General features: G+C 64.7%; 19 protein-coding genes and 1 tRNA gene. 11 read left to right on the top strand and 9 right to left on the bottom strand.

The annotated features are described in order from the left end of the window. Nucleotides 1-56: 56 nt before the first annotated feature. A complete protein-coding gene (locus tag B4400_RS18165) occupies nt 57-614 on the bottom strand; it encodes a 5-formyltetrahydrofolate cyclo-ligase (protein ID WP_353615248.1) in 558 nt (185 codons plus the stop codon). Nucleotides 615-715: 101 nt separating this feature from the next. Between B4400_RS18165 and B4400_RS18160 the strand changes: the two genes are divergently transcribed. Genes B4400_RS18160 through B4400_RS18150 form a run of 3 tightly spaced genes read left to right on the top strand, consistent with a single transcriptional unit; the run spans nt 716 to nt 3,646 of the window. Next, the gene (locus tag B4400_RS18160; protein ID WP_078290537.1) at nt 716-1,645 is read left to right on the top strand and encodes a UTP--glucose-1-phosphate uridylyltransferase; all 930 of its coding nucleotides are present in this window, start codon (nt 716-718) and stop codon (nt 1,643-1,645) included. Nucleotides 1,646-1,656: 11 nt separating this feature from the next. Next, nucleotides 1,657-2,964 carry a molybdotransferase-like divisome protein Glp gene (glp, locus tag B4400_RS18155; protein ID WP_078310254.1) on the top strand — a complete coding sequence of 436 codons (1,308 nt, stop codon included), beginning with the start codon at nt 1,657-1,659 and terminating at the stop codon, nt 2,962-2,964. Nucleotides 2,965-2,992: 28 nt separating this feature from the next. After that, nucleotides 2,993-3,646, top strand: a complete 654-nt coding sequence (locus tag B4400_RS18150; protein ID WP_078310250.1) for a GNAT family N-acetyltransferase — start codon at nt 2,993-2,995, stop codon at nt 3,644-3,646. A 24-nt stretch (nt 3,647-3,670) separates the two neighbouring features. On the opposite strand, the gene B4400_RS18145 is transcribed toward B4400_RS18150, so the two are convergent. Continuing rightward, a complete protein-coding gene (locus tag B4400_RS18145) occupies nt 3,671-4,564 on the bottom strand; it encodes a PDDEXK-like endonuclease domain-containing protein (RefSeq protein WP_078310595.1) in 894 nt (297 codons plus the stop codon). 270 nt (nt 4,565-4,834) lie between these two features. On the opposite strand from B4400_RS18145, the gene sepX reads away from it, so the two are divergent. Beyond that, a complete protein-coding gene (gene sepX, locus B4400_RS18140) occupies nt 4,835-5,833 on the top strand; it encodes a divisome protein SepX/GlpR (protein WP_078310247.1) in 999 nt (332 codons plus the stop codon). A 49-nt stretch (nt 5,834-5,882) separates the two neighbouring features. After that, a tRNA-Ala gene (locus B4400_RS18135) sits at nt 5,883-5,958 on the top strand. Nucleotides 5,959-6,017: 59 nt separating this feature from the next. Here the strand turns inward: B4400_RS18135 and B4400_RS18130 are convergent. The 3 genes from B4400_RS18130 to B4400_RS18120 are packed head-to-tail and all read right to left on the bottom strand — an operon-like array spanning nt 6,018 to nt 7,348. Next, entirely contained in the window at nt 6,018-6,242 is a 225-nt protein-coding gene (locus tag B4400_RS18130; protein WP_078310243.1) for a hypothetical protein, read from the bottom strand. Between the two features lie 58 nt (nt 6,243-6,300). Then, nucleotides 6,301-6,576, bottom strand: coding sequence for a hypothetical protein (locus B4400_RS18125; protein WP_078310240.1), 276 nt, complete (start codon nt 6,574-6,576; stop codon nt 6,301-6,303). Nucleotides 6,577-6,592: 16 nt separating this feature from the next. Then, entirely contained in the window at nt 6,593-7,348 is a 756-nt protein-coding gene (locus B4400_RS18120; protein WP_078310591.1) for an AraC family transcriptional regulator, read from the bottom strand. A gap of 88 nt (nt 7,349-7,436) precedes the next feature. Between B4400_RS18120 and B4400_RS18115 the strand changes: the two genes are divergently transcribed. The 4 genes from B4400_RS18115 (at nt 7,437) to B4400_RS18100 (ending at nt 10,709) form a co-directional block, all read left to right on the top strand. After that, entirely contained in the window at nt 7,437-8,249 is an 813-nt protein-coding gene (locus B4400_RS18115; protein WP_078310593.1) for a sulfite exporter TauE/SafE family protein, read from the top strand. A 51-nt stretch (nt 8,250-8,300) separates the two neighbouring features. Further along, nucleotides 8,301-8,933 carry a sensor domain-containing protein gene (locus B4400_RS18110; RefSeq protein ID WP_139361470.1) on the top strand — a complete coding sequence of 211 codons (633 nt, stop codon included), beginning with the start codon at nt 8,301-8,303 and terminating at the stop codon, nt 8,931-8,933. A gap of 29 nt (nt 8,934-8,962) precedes the next feature. After that, nucleotides 8,963-9,724, top strand: a complete 762-nt coding sequence (locus B4400_RS18105) for a DUF1295 domain-containing protein (protein WP_078310236.1) — start codon at nt 8,963-8,965, stop codon at nt 9,722-9,724. 91 nt (nt 9,725-9,815) lie between these two features. After that, nucleotides 9,816-10,709 carry a metal-dependent hydrolase gene (locus tag B4400_RS18100; RefSeq protein ID WP_078310232.1) on the top strand — a complete coding sequence of 298 codons (894 nt, stop codon included), beginning with the start codon at nt 9,816-9,818 and terminating at the stop codon, nt 10,707-10,709. A gap of 54 nt (nt 10,710-10,763) precedes the next feature. Here the strand turns inward: B4400_RS18100 and B4400_RS18095 are convergent, their stop codons facing one another. Together B4400_RS18095 and B4400_RS18090 are read right to left on the bottom strand one after the other, a co-directional pair. Further along, complete coding sequence (locus B4400_RS18095; protein ID WP_078310227.1) at nt 10,764-11,075, bottom strand: hypothetical protein; 312 nt, start codon at nt 11,073-11,075, stop codon at nt 10,764-10,766. 270 nt (nt 11,076-11,345) lie between these two features. Then, nucleotides 11,346-11,669, bottom strand: a complete 324-nt coding sequence (locus tag B4400_RS18090) for a hypothetical protein (RefSeq protein ID WP_078310224.1) — start codon at nt 11,667-11,669, stop codon at nt 11,346-11,348. Between the two features lie 96 nt (nt 11,670-11,765). Between B4400_RS18090 and B4400_RS18085 the strand changes: the two genes are divergently transcribed. Then, the gene (locus B4400_RS18085; protein ID WP_078310220.1) at nt 11,766-12,452 is read left to right on the top strand and encodes a DUF5642 family protein; all 687 of its coding nucleotides are present in this window, start codon (nt 11,766-11,768) and stop codon (nt 12,450-12,452) included. On the opposite strand, the gene B4400_RS18080 is transcribed toward B4400_RS18085, so the two are convergent. Continuing rightward, nucleotides 12,449-13,060 carry an alpha-ketoglutarate-dependent dioxygenase AlkB family protein gene (locus B4400_RS18080; RefSeq protein WP_078290550.1) on the bottom strand — a complete coding sequence of 204 codons (612 nt, stop codon included), beginning with the start codon at nt 13,058-13,060 and terminating at the stop codon, nt 12,449-12,451. The two genes, B4400_RS18085 and B4400_RS18080, sit on opposite strands and share 4 nt — an antisense overlap. Nucleotides 13,061-13,113: 53 nt before the next feature. On the opposite strand from B4400_RS18080, the gene arcA reads away from it, so the two are divergent. Next, nucleotides 13,114-14,328, top strand: coding sequence for an arginine deiminase (gene arcA, locus B4400_RS18075; protein WP_078290551.1), 1,215 nt, complete (start codon nt 13,114-13,116; stop codon nt 14,326-14,328). 68 nt (nt 14,329-14,396) lie between these two features. On the opposite strand, the gene B4400_RS18070 is transcribed toward arcA, so the two are convergent. Continuing rightward, nucleotides 14,397-15,938, bottom strand: a complete 1,542-nt coding sequence (locus B4400_RS18070; protein ID WP_078310216.1) for a dolichyl-phosphate-mannose--protein mannosyltransferase — start codon at nt 15,936-15,938, stop codon at nt 14,397-14,399. Between the last annotated feature and the right edge of the window lie 82 nt (nt 15,939-16,020).

Below are 16,020 nucleotides of genomic sequence, written 5' to 3'. Positions count from 1 at the left end.
GCCATTGGCACTCTACCGTCTGGAGTGCTAGGTCCGCCACTGAGCGACCTGGGGATTCAGCTGAGTGTGACGAATCCGTCGGCGGTCAGCGCGTGAGTCACCGGCACATCGTGCGGGCCCGCTGGGATCGCATCGAGTATCTCGCCGGTGTACAGAGGCGAGATCAGGGCCACCGAGGGTGCGGCGAACCCCAAGGATCGGTCGTAGAACCCGGCGCCGCGGCCCAGCCGGTTGCCCCGTTTGTCCACCGCGAGCGCCGGAATCAACACCAGCTCGGCATCGGCAAGGGCGGCCGGACCGAACAGCGGCGGGGCCGGTTCTCGCAGACCGAAGGGGGCGCCAACCAGCTCTCCCGGTCGGTACTGGCCCCAGGTCAGCGCCGTCGGCGTGCCGGTTCCGTCGTTGCGCGCGACCGGCAGCAAAACCTGTACACCGCGGGTTGTCAGGACGTCGAGCATCTCCACCGAGCCGGGCTCGGATCCCACCGGCAAGTAGGCGGCGATCACAGAAAGCCCAGAGGCCGCCGTCGCGACATGCGCGGTGAGCGCGTCGTTCTGTATTTCGCGGTCGGCACGCGACATTGCCCGTCGTGCCTGCACAATCTGTTGCCGCAGGACGTTCTTGATGTTCTCTGGGGTGCTGTGGGGATCGCCGATTCCGTGACGGTACCGCCTTGCCCGCGCAATCCCGTGGTCAGTGGTTAGGGTGAGTGGCTATGACGGCCCCTGACGTGTCCATCCCGCGCACCGCCGTGGTGCCCGCTGCAGGTCTGGGCACGCGGTTTCTGCCCGCGACCAAGACCGTGCCCAAGGAACTGCTGCCGGTGGTCGACACTCCGGGAATCGAGCTGGTGGCCGAGGAGGCCGCCGAGGCCGGTGCGGAGCGTCTGGTGATCGTCACCTCAGAGGGCAAGGACGGCGTCGTCGCGCATTTCGTGGAGGACTTGGTGCTTGAGGGCACGCTCGAGGACCGCGGGAAGCACGCGATGCTCGAGAAGGTGCGCCGGGCGCCCGGCCTGATCAAGGTGCAATCGGTGGTTCAGGCCGAGCCGCTTGGCCTCGGCCACGCCGTGGGCTGTGTGGAGCCGGTTCTCGACGACGACGAGGACGCCATCGCGGTGCTGCTGCCCGATGACCTGGTGTGGCCGCGGGGGGTGTTGGTGACGATGGCCAAGGTCCGGGCCAAGCGTGGCGGCTCGGTGCTCTGCGCCATCGAGGTGCCGCCCGAGGAGATCAGTTCCTACGGAGCGTTTGACGTCGAGATTGTCCCTGATGCTGCCAACCCAAATGTGTTGCGCGTTAAGGGGATGGTGGAGAAGCCGAAGGTTGAGGATGCCCCGTCGAACTACGCGGCGGCGGGTCGCTACCTGCTGGATCGGGTGATTTTCGATGCGCTCAAGCGCATCCCGCGGGGTGCCGGTGGCGAGCTACAGCTCACCGATGCCATCGCGCTGTTGATCGATGAGGGACACCCGGTGCATGTCGTTGTGCACCGCGGATCCCGACACGACCTGGGAAATCCCGGCGGCTATCTCAAGGCTGCTGTTGACTTTGCGTTGGACCGCGACGATTACGGTCCGGGCTTGCGGAAGTGGCTGGTCGAACGGCTGGGTCTGGGACCGACCACGCTGCCGGATTCGGAGTAAGAAAGGCACCAGTGCGTTCGGTCGAGGAGCAGCAGGCCAAAGTGACGGCGGCTGCGGTCGCGCCGCGCCCGGTTCGGGTGGCGATCGCCGAGGCCCAGGGTTTGTTGTGCGCCGAGGAAGTGGTGACCGTTCGGCCATTGCCCGGATTCGACCAGGCGGCCATCGACGGATATGCCGTACGCAGCGTCGATGTGCAGGCCGCCGGTGGTGTGGTGCGCGTGATCAGCCCGGGTGAGGGCGGCGATCCAGACGACGAAGACGACCTAGAAGAATCCAGCGGCGAGATCGGAACGGTCGAGCTACCTGTTGTCGGCACGGTGCGGGTGGGGGAGCGCACGCCCACCCGGCTGCAACCCCGTCAGGCGGTACGCGTGCAGACCGGTGCGCCGATGCCGACCTTGGCGGATGCGGTGCTGCCGTTGCGCTGGTCCGAGGGCGGCGAGTCGCGGGTCAAGGTGCTGCGCGCGGTGCGTTCGGGTGACTATGTGCGGCGCACCGGTGATGATGTGCAACCCGGTGATGTCGCCGTGCGGGCGGGCACGATCATCGGCGCGGCCCAGGTGGGGCTGCTGGCCGCGGTGGGACGTGATCGCGTGCTGGTGCATCCGAGACCTCGGCTGTCGGTGATCAGTGTGGGTGGCGAGCTTGTCGACGTCGACCGCACGCCGGGGAATGGTCAGGTGTACGACGTGAACTCCTATGCGCTGGCTGCCGCGGCCCGCGATGCGGGCGCCGATGTGAACCGGGTGGGCATTGCCAGCGCGGACCCCGCCGCGTTTCGGGAAGTGCTCGAAGGACAGCTGAACCGGGCAGAGGTTGTCGTGGTTTCTGGGGCTGTCGGCGGTGCCGCTGCCGAGGGGATTCGCGAGGCGCTTTCGGCGCTGGGCGATATGGAGGTGGGGCGTGTCGCCATGCATCCGGGTTCGGTGCAGGGCTTCGGTCAGCTGGGCCGCGATGCGGTGCCCACCTTCCTGCTGCCCGCGAACCCGGTCGGTGCCCTGGTGGTCTTCGAGGTGATGGTGCGTCCGCTGATCCGGCTGGCCCTGGGGCGCCGGCACGCGCAGCGCCGAATTGTGCGGGCGCGCACCGTGTCTCCTATTACCTCTATCGCTGGCCGCAAGGGTTTTCTGCGTGGTCAGCTGATGCGGGACCAGGACACCGGAGAGTATCTGGTGCAGATTCTGGGAGCGCCGGGCGCGTCCTCGCACCTTCTCGCGACGCTCGCGGAGGCGAATTGCCTCGTGATCGTGCCCGCCGACGTGGAACAGGTTCGTACCGGGGAGATCGTCGAGGTCGCGTTCCTGGCACAGCGCGGATGAGCGTCTGGAGCGAAGACCAGGAGCCCGCATGAGCGTCTGGCGTCAAGAGAGTGCGCACCCCGGCTGGCCGATGCCGCTCGGGAAACTGCGTGTGCCCGCAGGAGTGGTGTCGGTGCGGCCCATCCGGTTGCGGGATGGGATGGCGTGGAGCCGGGCACGGCTGGCCGACCAGACCCATCTGCAGCCGTGGGAACCGTCTTCCGAGGTCGATTGGATGGCGCGCCACGGTGTGTCGTCGTGGCCCGCGCTGTGTTCGGGTCTGCGGGCCGAGGCCCGCAAGGGGCGGATGATTCCGTGCGCGATCGAGCTGAACGGGAATTTCGTCGGGCAGCTGACGATCGGCAACATCGCGCACGGCGCGCTGCGTTCGGCGTGGATCGGGTACTGGGTAGTCAGCACGGTGACCCGGCAAGGGGTGGCGACTGCGGCACTCGCGCTGGGGCTCGATCACTGTTTCGGGCCCGTCACCCTGCACCGGGTGGAGGCAACGGTGCGGCCCGAGAACGGGGCCAGCCGTGCGGTGTTGTCGAAGGTCGGCTTTCGTGAGGAGGGGCTGCTCAAGCGGTACCTCGACGTTGATGGCGCCTGGCGCGATCACCTTTTGGTGGCGATGACGGTCGAAGAGGTGCGAGGTTCGGTGGCCGCGATGCTGGTGCGTTCCGGAAACGCCGCTTGGGTCTGAGCTCGTTCTTGCCGAGTCTGCGTCTTACGACGCTTTCGGGGGAAAAACCGTCGTGAGACGCAGACTCGCCATCTGAAGTGCTTCGTCGACGCGGCTGACGATCGTGCCGGGGCGGTGCCGAAGCAGTTCTGACGTGACCCGGATGATCGTCCAGCCTTCATCCGTGAGTGCTGCGGCACGGTCGATGTCCCGGGAACGTTGACGTGGGTCCGTCCAATGCTGCGCGCCGTCGAACTCGATTCCTACTTTCGCGTCTTCCCACCCCATGTCCACGCGTGCGACGAAGTCACCGAATCTGTCGAGCACTCGTATCTGCGTTTGAGGTTTAGGGAATCCGCTGCGGACCAGGAGCAGGCGAGTGCGGGTTTCTTGTGGTGACTCGGCTCCTGCGTCGACGAGTTCAAGCACTTCGCGTAGGCGTACGACGCCGCGGACGCCAGGATGGCCGGCCAGCACCGCGTGAACCTCGGGGGTCGTCAGGCCGGTCGCGTTCATCAGGGCATCGATTCTCTCCACGGCGTGGCCGAGGGGCAGCCGCCGCCCGAGGTCGAACGCCGTACGCGCGGGTGTCGTGGCATTCATGCCCTGGACCTCGGTGATTTCGTTGGCGAGTAACGAATCCTGGTGGACTGTTAATCCGGACGGTGTCCGGTAGTTGTCAAACACGAGTTCAGCTGGCCGATCGCCGTCTATCCATTTCGCACCGTGTAGTGCGGATGCTGACAGTCCGGCGACAACGCCCTGCCGTCGCGACCAGTACCAGGCCGCGACGGCTCGTTCGGTCGCCGAGAGCTGCGCATCTCTTGGCACGAATACGCCGGGGTACAGCTGCCGATACAACCGGCGCATCCGGCGTTCGGAGATTGCACCGGATGCGAGTACGTCGGCTGAGCGGAATGGCCACGGAATATCCCCCATGGCGCGCAGCGTCCCACCGCGCCCCGACACCCCCGTAGCGAGTCTGCGTCTTACGACGCTTTCGGGGGAAAAGCCGTCATGAGGCGCAGGCCCGCCGGATATTTGTGAGACAGATGTGACTATTGGGGCCTGTGATGCTTGCCCCTGTAGAATTACAGGTGTGTAATTGGTATCGGCGCGCCTCATAGCGTGCGCAGATCGCCAACCTAGCCTTGACCTGAGGCTTAGGCGCAAGGCACACCTGACGCGCGCAGAAAGGAGCAGGCCGAGATGCCGAGCATCCCCCAATCGGTGTTGTGGATCGGACTGGTCGTTCTGTGGCTGTTTGTCCTGGTGCCGATGCTGATCAACAAGCGCGACGTGGTGAAGCGCACCAGTGACGTCGCCCTGGCGACACGGGTACTCAACGGAAAGGCCGCCAAGCTATTGCGCCGCACCGGCCCCGCCGCCGGTCACCGCAGCGACCCGGATTTCCGTCGTGAGGACATCGACGAACTCGAGGATGAGGACGACGAAGACTCGACCGGAGTGATCGCGAGTGCGCCCACCGAGGAAGACAAGGACGCCGCGCGGGCCGTCAAGGCCATGGCCGTGCGCAAGGTTCGTCCAGAGAAGATCGAGAGCGACGACCCCGTTGACGTCGATGTCGTAGATGAAGATGCGATCGCCTTGCCGGTCGGCGAGGCCGCACTGTCTGATGACCTCGAGGATCTGGAAGAGGCACCGGTCGCCGAAACCGATTCGGGCACCTACGAGTATGTCGACGACACCTCGGGTCTGGCCATTCCCGCCGAGCCGACACGCGAACGCCACCAGGCGCCCCCCATGTACAGCTCATCGCGTCGCCGCCGGTTTGACCCCGACGTCATGGCCAAGGAGAACGCGCGCAAGTTCGCCTTCCGTAAGCGTGTGCTGATCGGTCTGGTCGCGGCGATGACGATCGCCGGTGTGGTGGCCGCGACGGCAACCAGCACCGCGTGGTGGGCGTGCGGCGCGCTGGCCGTGATGGCGGTGCTCTACCTGGGCTATCTGCGTCGTCAGACTCGCATCGAGGAGCAGCTGCGCCGTCGCCGTGCGGCGCGCTACCAGCGTGCGCGGGTGGTCGGCGTGGAGAACGTGGGGGACCGCGAGCTCGATGTGGTGCCGCAGCGCCTGCGCCGTCCCGGAGCGGCCGTCCTCGAAATCGACGACGAGGACCCGGTTTTCGAGCACCTGGATTACTACGACGAGCCGCGGCAGTACCGTATGCCGCACGCTGTCGGTCAGTAGGTATCTGATTCGGTCTGACGCAGGACGGCTGGTAAGGTCTTAGCGTCTTGGGGCTATAGCGCAGTTGGTAGCGCGTCTCGTTCGCATCGAGAAGGTCGGGAGTTCGATTCTCCCTAGCTCCACCATGAACCCCCGCTTGTCGGGGGTTTTTCTTTACCGTGAGACGTGCCAGACGAAGCTCAGTTCAGTCCGCGGATTCCTCGGGCGATTCGGCTTCCGTGGGACGTCTCGTTGTGCGGCCCGGGTTGCCGATACGGCGGTTGAGCGCATACACGGGAGCTGCTGCCCGGGCCACCAACGGCGGTATCGCCTGTCGTGCCCTGCGGGTATTGAAGAGCCCAGCGTTCATGCCGATACCGATAAAGGTCATCGCCACGATCACTGCTATCCCGACGAACGTTGTCGTCATACGCCCCACAGTATCGTCAAGCGCTGACCTGTGCTTCGAGGCTGTGGCGTGGGAGATCTCATGACCGGGAGAGGCGTCGCGCCCCCAGCCAGCCAATGCCTGCCACCGCTGCCGGGACCCCGAACACTGCCAGCAACACGGGGAGTTCCTCTGCGACGCCATACCCGGCTTCGAACACGCCCACCCCCATGTTGAACACGGCAACGCCGGCCCAGGCGACCAGGAAGTGCGTGAGGGCTGCCTGTATGCCGACCTTCTTGACCAGCGCGCCGACGGCAAGAAACGCCAGTGCTGCGATGACTCCGATGAGAATGATGATCGCGGTCCGGCTCATAGCGGTGAACTCTAGGTCATCGGATCCGCGACGGGGCTATGTCGAACACGCGGCCGAAGGCGTAGGAGAAGGCAGCGGGCGTGGCGTAGCCGAGGCGCCCCGCAACCTGGGTTACCGAGTGCTGCCGCAGCAGCGGGACCGCTGCCAGCAGCCGTGCCCGGACCCGCCAGGCCGCCGGACTCATCCCGACTTCTCCTCGGAAGCGGCGAGTCAGTAAGCGCTCGCTGGTGTTCAGTCGCCGCGCCCATTGGGCATTGGATACCGAGACTTCCGGTGCCTCGAGGTAGTGCCGACACAGCTGCGCCAGATCCGGCGACTTTGGTATGTCGACATGCAACGGTAGCGCGGTGAAGGACGCCAGTTCATGGAGTAGCAGGGCCACGAGTGCTCCGTCGCGTCCCGAGTGGTCGTAGTCGGCGGCGAGATCTGCTGCCGCGCTGAGTAGTTCGTGCATCAGCGAGCCGACGTCGACGACCACGCACGACGACGGCCACCACGGAACGGCCGACGGCTCGATGTAGAGGCTGCCGGTGCGTACGTCCAGCATTCGCACGCGATGGCGGGTGCGCGCCGGGATCATGACGGCGCGACGAGTGGGCACCGTCCAGGTTCCGGCGTCGGTGTCCACGATCATCGTTCCGGTGGTTCCGTAGAGGAACTGTGCGCGCCGATGCTCATGCCAATCCAGTAGCTGCCCGTTGGTGTAGTCGGTGGCGATCGGCAGCACATCGTGCGGCAGGTGGTCGACGTCGGCGAGCGGGACATTCCGCATCTGGTCAGGATATGGCCGAAATTCGAATGAATCGATCGAGTATTCGATTGTGTGTACGACGCGCGAGGATTGGACTGGTCGCATGAGCGTGATCGTGTTGGTGGTGATCGGAGTTCTGACGGGGTTCACCACGGTGCTGTTCGGTTTCGGCGGCGGATTTGTCACCGTCCCGGTGATCGTCTGGGCCGACGGCGCATTGGGTGGCGCGGCAACGGTGGTAGCCGTGGCGACCTCTGCGGTCGTCATGGTGGTCAACGCGGCAGCTGCCACGGCCGCGACCTCGCGAGCCACATTGGTGCACCTGCGACGTGCTGTAGCCGTCATCGCCTTGCTGGGGTGCGGGGGTGCTCTCGGTGCGGCCCTGGCCAGGCTGGCGCCTCCGCACCTCACGACATGGGGATTCGTGGTCTATCTGGTGATCACGATCGCCGACGTGCTGCTGCGCCCGGGATTCCTGCGCCACCCGACCACGATCGACGGCCCTCCACGCGACTTCGCCATCTCGCCCATGCTGGGCGTCCCCATCGGTGCGGTCGCCTCATTTCTGGGGGTGGGCGGCAGTGTGATGACGGTTCCCTTGCTGCGCCGCAGTGGCCAGCAGATGAGTATGGCTACCGCCCTCGCGAATCCGTTGACGCTGGCGATCAGCGTGCCGGCATTGGCGATCTTTCTCACCAGTACGTCGGCGGCGGTCGCGGGTGAGCCGTACTTCATCGGCGCGGTGGATTTCCGCTCTGCCACAGCGCTTCTCATCGGGGCGCTGCCGTTGGTGATCTGGCTGCGGCGGCGCCCGCCCCGGCTTCCCGATACCGCGCATGCCTGGGCCTATGTCGGGTTGCTGATCACGTCGGCCGTTGCGATGGTGCTATCGCCGGGCATCTTGTCGCCACATTTCACCTGATCGCCCCCAAACACCCAGGAATTTCCCAGGTTGAGAGTCCACAATTCTCAGATGGCGCGGACAGTATGGGTCGGATCGGGCCTCCTCGCACTCGTCGCAGTTGCCGGTTGCTCGCAGCCCGTGAGTCCGGTGGTGGAAACCTCCACGCCTGAGGTAACCGAGCTCAAAGTCAGTGCCGCTGCCGCGGATTCGTTATTCGCCGGGATCGATGTGGTGAAGTCGCTGGGCTTCCCGACGGCGGACACCACACATACCGACACGGCTCCGGTCTACGGGCCCGCCATCAACCCGTCGGATCCGTGTGGCGTGTTGCACGCGGCGTCACAGGGCGACTTGGGTGACGGCTGGCAGGCGTTTCGTCAACTGAATGTCGACAGCAGCGCGGACCCGCATCAGACACTGCACGAGGCCATTGCGATCTACCCCGACAAGCCCACCGCCCAAGCTGAATTCCATCGGATCACAGAGGCTTTCAATACGTGCAAGGCGCATTCGCCCGGCGCGTACACGTTCGGCATGCGCAACCCGATCACGATCACCTGGGCCGACAACACCGGTGCCACGCACATCCACACCACGGGCAACGTGGTGTACGGGGTGACCTCGTCCGGTGCCACCGACAACGCAGAAGTCGCCGGTCAGATTGCCAACCAAATGAAGACGAACATCATCGACCCTGCTTAGAACCACCGTTCACTGGGTACTGTCCCGGTGTGCTTACGGAGCTGTATCACGGTGCGATCGTCTTCCTGGTAGTCCTGGCCGTCGTCACCTTCATCAGTGGCTTCTGGTTCACCAATCCCTACGGCAGGTTCGCGAAACCGGACGAGAAGTTCACCGCCCCCGCGAAGATCGGTTGGCTGATCTTCGAATGTCCGCAGTGGTGGGCGTTCACCATCACGTTCTGGGCCGTCGCGCATCATCACGGCGCACCAGCGCTCGTGCTGTACGGCCTGTGGCAGTGTCACTACCTGTATCGCGGACTGATCTATCCGCTGTCCCGCAGAGGTAGTGGAAAACGCTTCCCCTACAGCGGAATCGCGTTTGGCTTCGTCTTCAACGCGGTCAATGGTTTCGCGAACGGATACGCCGTCGCATTCGCCGCGCATCTGCAGAGCTCCACCTGGTTCACCGACCCCCGCTTCATCCTCGGCGTGCTGGTCGCGATCACCGGTTGGCTCGTGAACTTCCAGGCCGACCGCATTCTCATCAATCTGCGAGCTGACGGTTTCGATGGTTATCGCATTCCGTACGGCGGCGCGTTCAGGTGGGTGTCGGCCGCCAACTATTTCGGCGAGATCATCCTCTGGGCGGGTTGGGCACTGATGGCGTGGACACTGCCCGGGCTGATTTTCGTGCTGTTCTCGATCGCCAATCTGCTGCCGAGGGCGCTCTCGATCCATCGGTGGTACCGCGAGACCTTCGCCGACGAGTACCCGCGCGAGCGCAAGGCCATCGTTCCCGGGCTGCTGTAGGGACCTAAGCCCTGACTTTTACGCACTACTTCAAAACGTAAGCGATTCGTGTAACACTGAGTTACACGATCAATGTGGAGGTGTGTGCGACATGGCTGCTCCGGTAACGGCCTCATACCCGAAGACGCGACGCATCAGATTTTGGTTTGGTGACCCCGTCCCGATGCGAAGGCACTTCGCCGACAATGACATCGCGCTGAGCCATGTGCTGGCGGGTGCCTCCGCGGTGTTCCCGCCGGGGGAGGAGTTCTTCGTCCGATCGGTGCGTCGCTACGCGGACAGGATCACCGAGCCGACGCTCAAGAAGCGCGTCGCCGGGTTCATTGGTCAGGAAGTCACCCACGGTCTGCACCATCGCGAGCTCAACGAGAAGCTCACGGAAATGGGGTACCGCAGCAAGATGGTCGAGACGATAGGTCGGCGCTCCGGCAAGGTCGAAGACCTCGTCGACAAGTACCTGCCCAACATGGACCGCCTCAAGTACGTCCGGCTGACCATGCTGGCCGCCACGGCCGCGCTCGAGCATTACACCGCGGTTCTGGCCGAGCGCCTGCTGGAAAGCGGGGAGCTGCAAGACATGGTGACCGATGACGAGGTGCGAAATCTCTTGTACTGGCACGCGATCGAGGAGCTGGAGCACAAATCGGTCGCGTTCGACGTCTACCGTGCGGTGGGCGGGCCCGAATGGCTACGGCGTGCCGTGATGGCCGTCATCTGGACAGGGACGGTGCCGTTCGCCACCGCGGGCTCGTGGTTCTCCATCGCATGGAGTGATCCGGACGGCCGGCGCCAGCCCGGGCGGGTCCTCCGCGAAACGGTCGGGTTGGTTCGCGGGCCTCTGCTGAACGACGGCATGATCGGCAAGCTGGCCGTCTATATGAAGAAGGACTTCCACCCCGACGATCTCGACACCGAGGCGCTCCTGGATCAGTGGCGTGCCGAACTGTTCGGCGCCGAGGGCACGCTCGTCGATCATTTGAAGTAGAGACAACAATGCCCCGGGCTTGTGGCCCGGGGCATTGTCAGCTCACCGCTGTGTTCAGCAGCTCAGCGCGACATGCGCGACCTTGCGATCGACTGTCGGCACCGTGGTGGGGTTGTTGCGCACATCACGTGCCGCTTGCACGTTGTTGACGGGCGATTCCTGTGTCACCGATTCGACGGTGCACTTCGTCAGGTCACCGGCGCCCGTCTTGGAGACGATCACTCGGTACCCGTTCGACTTGAGGTCATTGATGACGGCGCTAGCATCGCCCGATCCCGCTGGTCCGGCGAGCGCGACACTTGCCGATCCTAGCGATGCGCCGATGATGCCAGCTGCGGCAATACCTGCAAATAACAATTTCTTCACGATTTCACTCCTCTCGCCTCACTCCTCGTGGCCTGCGTGTTACGCGGATGTGTCCGCCTACCACACAAAGACCGAATCCCCGACTCGCTGAACCATCAACGTCCGTGAATCTGTCCAGTCCAACGCGGTAATACTCGGATTGATTCCCACTCGGGGAAATTAACGTCAAATTCATAGGCGGGTCTGCGCGCGCTCTGAGGTGCACGGCGTAACGGGAGCTTTGAGCGCGCAGCACTCAGCGAACTGGCAAATCAGGTTAGGTAAGGCTAACTAGACGTTGCAGTTAAGCGAGATGTACACCAGTTTGTGGTCAAGCACCCGCACCGGCAGCACCAGCCACTTCCCGCTGGGCATCCAGGTGCGCTGGTACTCGGTGCGATAGACATCCTGTCCGTTGCGGATGTTGGACACCGTGCACTTGTTGGTCGGGGCAGAACCGTTCCGGTCGATGATGACTTGGTAGCCCTGCGACTGATACTGGTTGATGACCGACTGTGCGTCATCGGCGAGTGCAGTCCCGGGGGTGAGGGCCATCAGCGCTCCGACGCCCACTGCCGTCAGACACGACCGACCTAGCCTAACCACCGTCTTCATCTCACACCATCCTCACAGTTTCTAACTCTTGGCCACACAGACATTGTTCCCTATAGGTGCCATCGATTTTTCGGTCCGAATCGATACAGTGGCCGGGTGTTGAAGCCGGTGACCGTCAAGAGCTGGGGAATCTGGGCCACCTGTGCGCTTGCGCTCGTCGTGCCGGGTTGCAGTCGAACCGTCCAGAATCCCGTCAATCACAACGTCAAGATCGGAAACATCGCCGCGCTGAAGAGCCAGTTCGGGCCGGAGTTCGCGATCAAGACAATGGAACCAGCGGGGATGGACCCCAAGCTGCTCTCGCCCGCCCCGCTGCCGCCCGGGATGACGGTGGAGCCCGCGGGCTGTGCCAAGTACAGCGGCGGCAGTGCGGTGCCTGCCGGGCTCAAGGGGAACATGGCCGCGCTCACGGCCACCGGTGCGGGTAATCAGTACGTGGCGGTTGCGGTGGAAACCTCCCAGGAGGTCCCCTTCGATCCTGCTGTGCCGGAGGAATGCAAGAAGGTCGGTTTCCGCGGCAACGGAGTCGTGGGACAGACCGAGGTGGTGGATGCGCCCGCCATCGACGGTGCGCGCACGCTCGGCATGAAGCGTGACGTGCTCAGTGGCACGTCGGGCAGGGCCGTCGGCCAGGAAGTGCTGAACTACTCGGCATATCTCGGCCGCTACATGGTGGTGGTCACGGTCAGTCCGGTCGCGGTGGGGAAGGTTCCGCCCGCGCCACCCGACGGCAAACGCGCGTCGGAGCTGTTGGTCAAAGCGGTAGCCGCCGTCCGTTCCTAACGCACGTCACGGGGCCGGTACTGCAGGCTGATTCGCGGGCCCACGGGTTTGGATGTCTTCGGGATCGCATGTTCCCAGGTCCGTTGGCAGGTGCCGCCCATCACCAAAAGATCGCCATGGCCCACATTGATGCGGATTGACTCGCCGCCGAGCCTCGGCCGCAACGCGAAAGTGCGTGTGGCGCCGATGCTTACGATCGCCACCATAGTGTCTTCGCGTAGGCCGCGACCGATGGTGTCGCCGTGCCAGGCGACGCTGTCGGTGCCGTCGCGGTACTGGCACAGGCCCACTGTGGTGAACTGCTCACCGAGCTCGGCGGTGTACTCGCCGTTGAGGCGATCGCAGATGCTCTCCAGTACCGGATGCGGTGGCGGGCCCGCGGTCAGATCATGAAAGCTGACCAGTCGGGGGACATCGAGGGTGCGGTCGTACATGCGGCGGCGCTCGGCACGCCATGGCACCTGTGCCAACAGCTGGCCCAGGAGATTGTCCGCACGTCCAAGCCATTCATGGTGCACCTCAAGCCAAGCGCCACCCGCCAATTCGCGGCGCGGGACCGGTGGTGCGCCAAACAGGGATGCCTGCACAGTGTGTGGAGAGGCCGTCACACTCCCATGATATCGCACACATGTTCGATTGCATGGCAAGCTAGCGTCATCTCATGACGGATGCTCCAGTGCTGGGTGCTAATTCAGAGGTGGGACGGCTGCGGGCGGTCGTGTTGCACCGGCCCGGCGACGAGCTCAAGCGGCTCACCCCGCGCAACAACGACCAGCTGCTGTTCGACGGACTGCCCTGGGTTGCGCGCGCTCAGGAGGAGCATGATGCCTTCGCCGGCGTGCTGCGTTCGCGGGGTGTCGAGGTGCTGCTGCTCTCCGAATTGTTGCGCGAGGCGCTGGCCAGCGGTGCCGCGCGGGTACAGGGCATATCTGCGGCGGTCAGCGCGCGCAGGCTGGGTTACGCGCTGGCGCAAGATCTCTCGGAGTACTTGCGGTCGTTGGAGGCCGCGGACCTCGCCTACGTGCTGATGTGTGGGATGACGTTCGATGAGCTGCCCGTGGGAGGCAAGGTGGCGCAGCCGTCCTTGGTGCGGACCATGCACCATGGGTCGGATTTCGTCATCGAGCCGCTGCCGAATCTGCTGTTCACCCGGGACTCGTCGTTTTGGATCGGCCGCAAATTCGCGATCACCTCACTGGCACTGCCGGCGCGGGTGCGTGAGACCTCGCTCACCGACCTGATCTATGCCCATCACCCGCGATTCCTCGGAGTGCGCCGGGCCTATGAGTCCCATTCGGCCCCTGTCGAGGGTGGTGACGTGCTGCTGCTGGGCCCCGGCGTGGTGGCGGTCGGAGTCGGGGAGCGCACCACGCCTGCCGGTGCGGAAGCCTTGGCGCGCAGCCTGTTCGACGACGATCTTGCCCATACCGTGCTCGCGGTGCCCATCGCGCAGGAACGTGCGTCCATGCACCTGGACACCGTGTGCACCATGGTCGATACCGATGCCGTCGTGATGTATCCGGCGATTCAGGATTCGTTGTCGGCATTCACCATTCGTCGCACCGACAGTGGGGTCAGCATCTCGGGTTCGGATCCATTCGTGGAAGCGGCGGCCGATGCGATGGGCATCGGCAAGCTGCGCGTCATTGATACCGGGCTGGATCCGGTCACCGCCGAACGCGAGCAGTGGGACGACGGGAACAACACCCTGGCGCTGGCTCCCGGTGTGGTCGTCGCCTATGAACGCAATGTGGAAACCAATGCGCGCCTGGAGGCTTCAGGTGTTGAGGTGCTCGCCATCTCGGCGTCGGAATTAGGTACCGGCCGGGGCGGGCCGCGCTGCATGTCCTGCCCGGTATCGCGCGATCTGCTCTAGCCCTGCCCGCCGACACGCCGCGTTATGTGCATTCCGCTGGGCGTGTCACGGCGTGTCGGCGGCATGGGTTAGCGCCAGCTGGGCAGCCACATCTCCATGTTCCACATGAACGGTGAGATCGCGGCACCGGTGAGTATCGGGTACAGCCACGCGAAGTTGGTGACCACTACCGCCAGATAGAACGTTGCAATGAACATTCGCAACGTTTTCCGCTCCGGGTTGGCCACCGGCTTACGCAGGAAATCGCCGATGATGAACGCGATCATCATCACCAGGAACGGCACCATCGGGGTGGCATAGAAGAAGTACATCTGCCGATCGATGTTGCCGAACCAGGGCAGCCATCCCGCGCAGTAGCCCACCAGTGCCACGGCGTAACGCCAGTCGCGCCGGACCACCGTCGCCCAGGTGGCCCAGAGCAGCACCGGAACCGCAAGCCACCAGATGGCCGGGGTGCCTACCAACAACACCGCGCGGACACAGGAATTGGCGCCGCAGCCGGGGATGTTCTTGTCCTCGATGGCGTAGAGCAGGGGGCGCAGCGACATCGGCCACGTCCACGGCTTGGACTCCCACGGATGGTGATTGCCGTTGGCGTTGGTCAGCGTCGAATGGAATGTGTAGACGCTGTGCGTGTAGTACCAGAGCGATCGCAGGGCATCGGGCACCCAGCCGCCGATCCCGATTTGGCGTCCCTCGGCGTGCCTGTTGATACCCGTCTCGGAGGCGAACCACGACCAATACGAGGCCATGTACACGACGAAGGGTATGACCAGCAGGGCATACAGGGCCGGGCCCAGATCGCGCACCGCGGCGCCGGCCCATGGCCGCTGCACCCCGTACGCGCGCCGTGCCGCGATGTCGAAGGCGATGCACAGCACTCCGAAGAACGCGATGAAGTACAGCCCCGACCACTTTGTGCCGCAGGCCAACCCGAGCAGGATCCCGGCGCCGAAGCGCCACCAGCGCACGCCCAGGCGCGGACCCCATACGGTCTCGCCGATCCGCCCGTCGAGGTACGCGTTGTACAGCCGTTCCCTCACCTGATCCCGATCCACGATCAGTGCGCCGAAGGCAGCCACCACGAAGAGCGCCTGATACACATCGAGCAGCGCGGTGCGTGCAGTGACGAAGCTGACCCCGTCTGCGATCAGCAGCACCCCTGCGATGGCGCCCACCATGGTGGACCGGCTGATCCGCCGGGCGATGCGGGCGACCAGCAGCACCAGGATGGTGCCCGACAGCGCCGCCGCGAACCGCCAGCCGAACGAGTTGTATCCGAAGAGCCATTCGCCGATGGCGATCATCTGTTTGCCGACGGGCGGATGCACCACGAGCCCGTAGCCGGGGTTGTCCTCGACGCCGTTGGTGACGACCTGCCAGCCCTGCGGTACGTAGTGCTTCTCATCGAAGACGGGGGTGCCGCGATCGGTGAGTGCGCCGACATTGATGAAGCGGGTGAGCGCCGCGATTGCGGTGATGACGGCGGTCATCACCCAGCCCTGAAGCCGGTCGGTAGGCCCGAAGTCCGCGGGCGGTATCCGGGGCCCCGGCGACTGGAGATCCGACTCGGCTGCCGAGGTCGGCGGCAGGGTTGCGGGCACGGTCACACGGTCGATCGTAAGGGAGGACCCGAGACCGGCATCTTGGTGCGGCGGGCGGAAGCGGCAGCACGAGGGACTTAGTCTTGCG

Source organism: Mycobacterium sp. D16Q13 (genome assembly GCF_002013375.1).
In the GTDB taxonomy this organism is placed as follows: Bacteria; Actinomycetota; Actinomycetes; order Mycobacteriales; family Mycobacteriaceae; genus Mycobacterium.
Note: the sequence above shows the minus strand (reverse complement) of the source record. Positions and strands in the feature narration are given on the sequence as shown.

Coding starts and splice junctions, on each gene's coding strand:
- B4400_RS18160 (WP_078290537.1), top strand. CDS start 716: ATGACGGCCCCTGACGTGTCCATCCCGCGCACCGCCGTGGTGCCCGCT.
- B4400_RS18150 (WP_078310250.1), top strand. CDS start 2,993: ATGAGCGTCTGGCGTCAAGAGAGTGCGCACCCCGGCTGGCCGATGCCG.
- B4400_RS18145 (WP_078310595.1), bottom strand. CDS start 4,564: ATGGGGGATATTCCGTGGCCATTCCGCTCAGCCGACGTACTCGCATCC.
- sepX (WP_078310247.1), top strand. CDS start 4,835: ATGCCGAGCATCCCCCAATCGGTGTTGTGGATCGGACTGGTCGTTCTG.
- B4400_RS18130 (WP_078310243.1), bottom strand. CDS start 6,242: ATGACGACAACGTTCGTCGGGATAGCAGTGATCGTGGCGATGACCTTT.
- B4400_RS18125 (WP_078310240.1), bottom strand. CDS start 6,576: ATGAGCCGGACCGCGATCATCATTCTCATCGGAGTCATCGCAGCACTG.
- B4400_RS18120 (WP_078310591.1), bottom strand. CDS start 7,348: ATGCGGAATGTCCCGCTCGCCGACGTCGACCACCTGCCGCACGATGTG.
- B4400_RS18110 (WP_139361470.1), top strand. CDS start 8,301: ATGGCGCGGACAGTATGGGTCGGATCGGGCCTCCTCGCACTCGTCGCA.
- B4400_RS18100 (WP_078310232.1), top strand. CDS start 9,816: ATGGCTGCTCCGGTAACGGCCTCATACCCGAAGACGCGACGCATCAGA.
- B4400_RS18090 (WP_078310224.1), bottom strand. CDS start 11,669: ATGAAGACGGTGGTTAGGCTAGGTCGGTCGTGTCTGACGGCAGTGGGC.
- arcA (WP_078290551.1), top strand. CDS start 13,114: ATGACGGATGCTCCAGTGCTGGGTGCTAATTCAGAGGTGGGACGGCTG.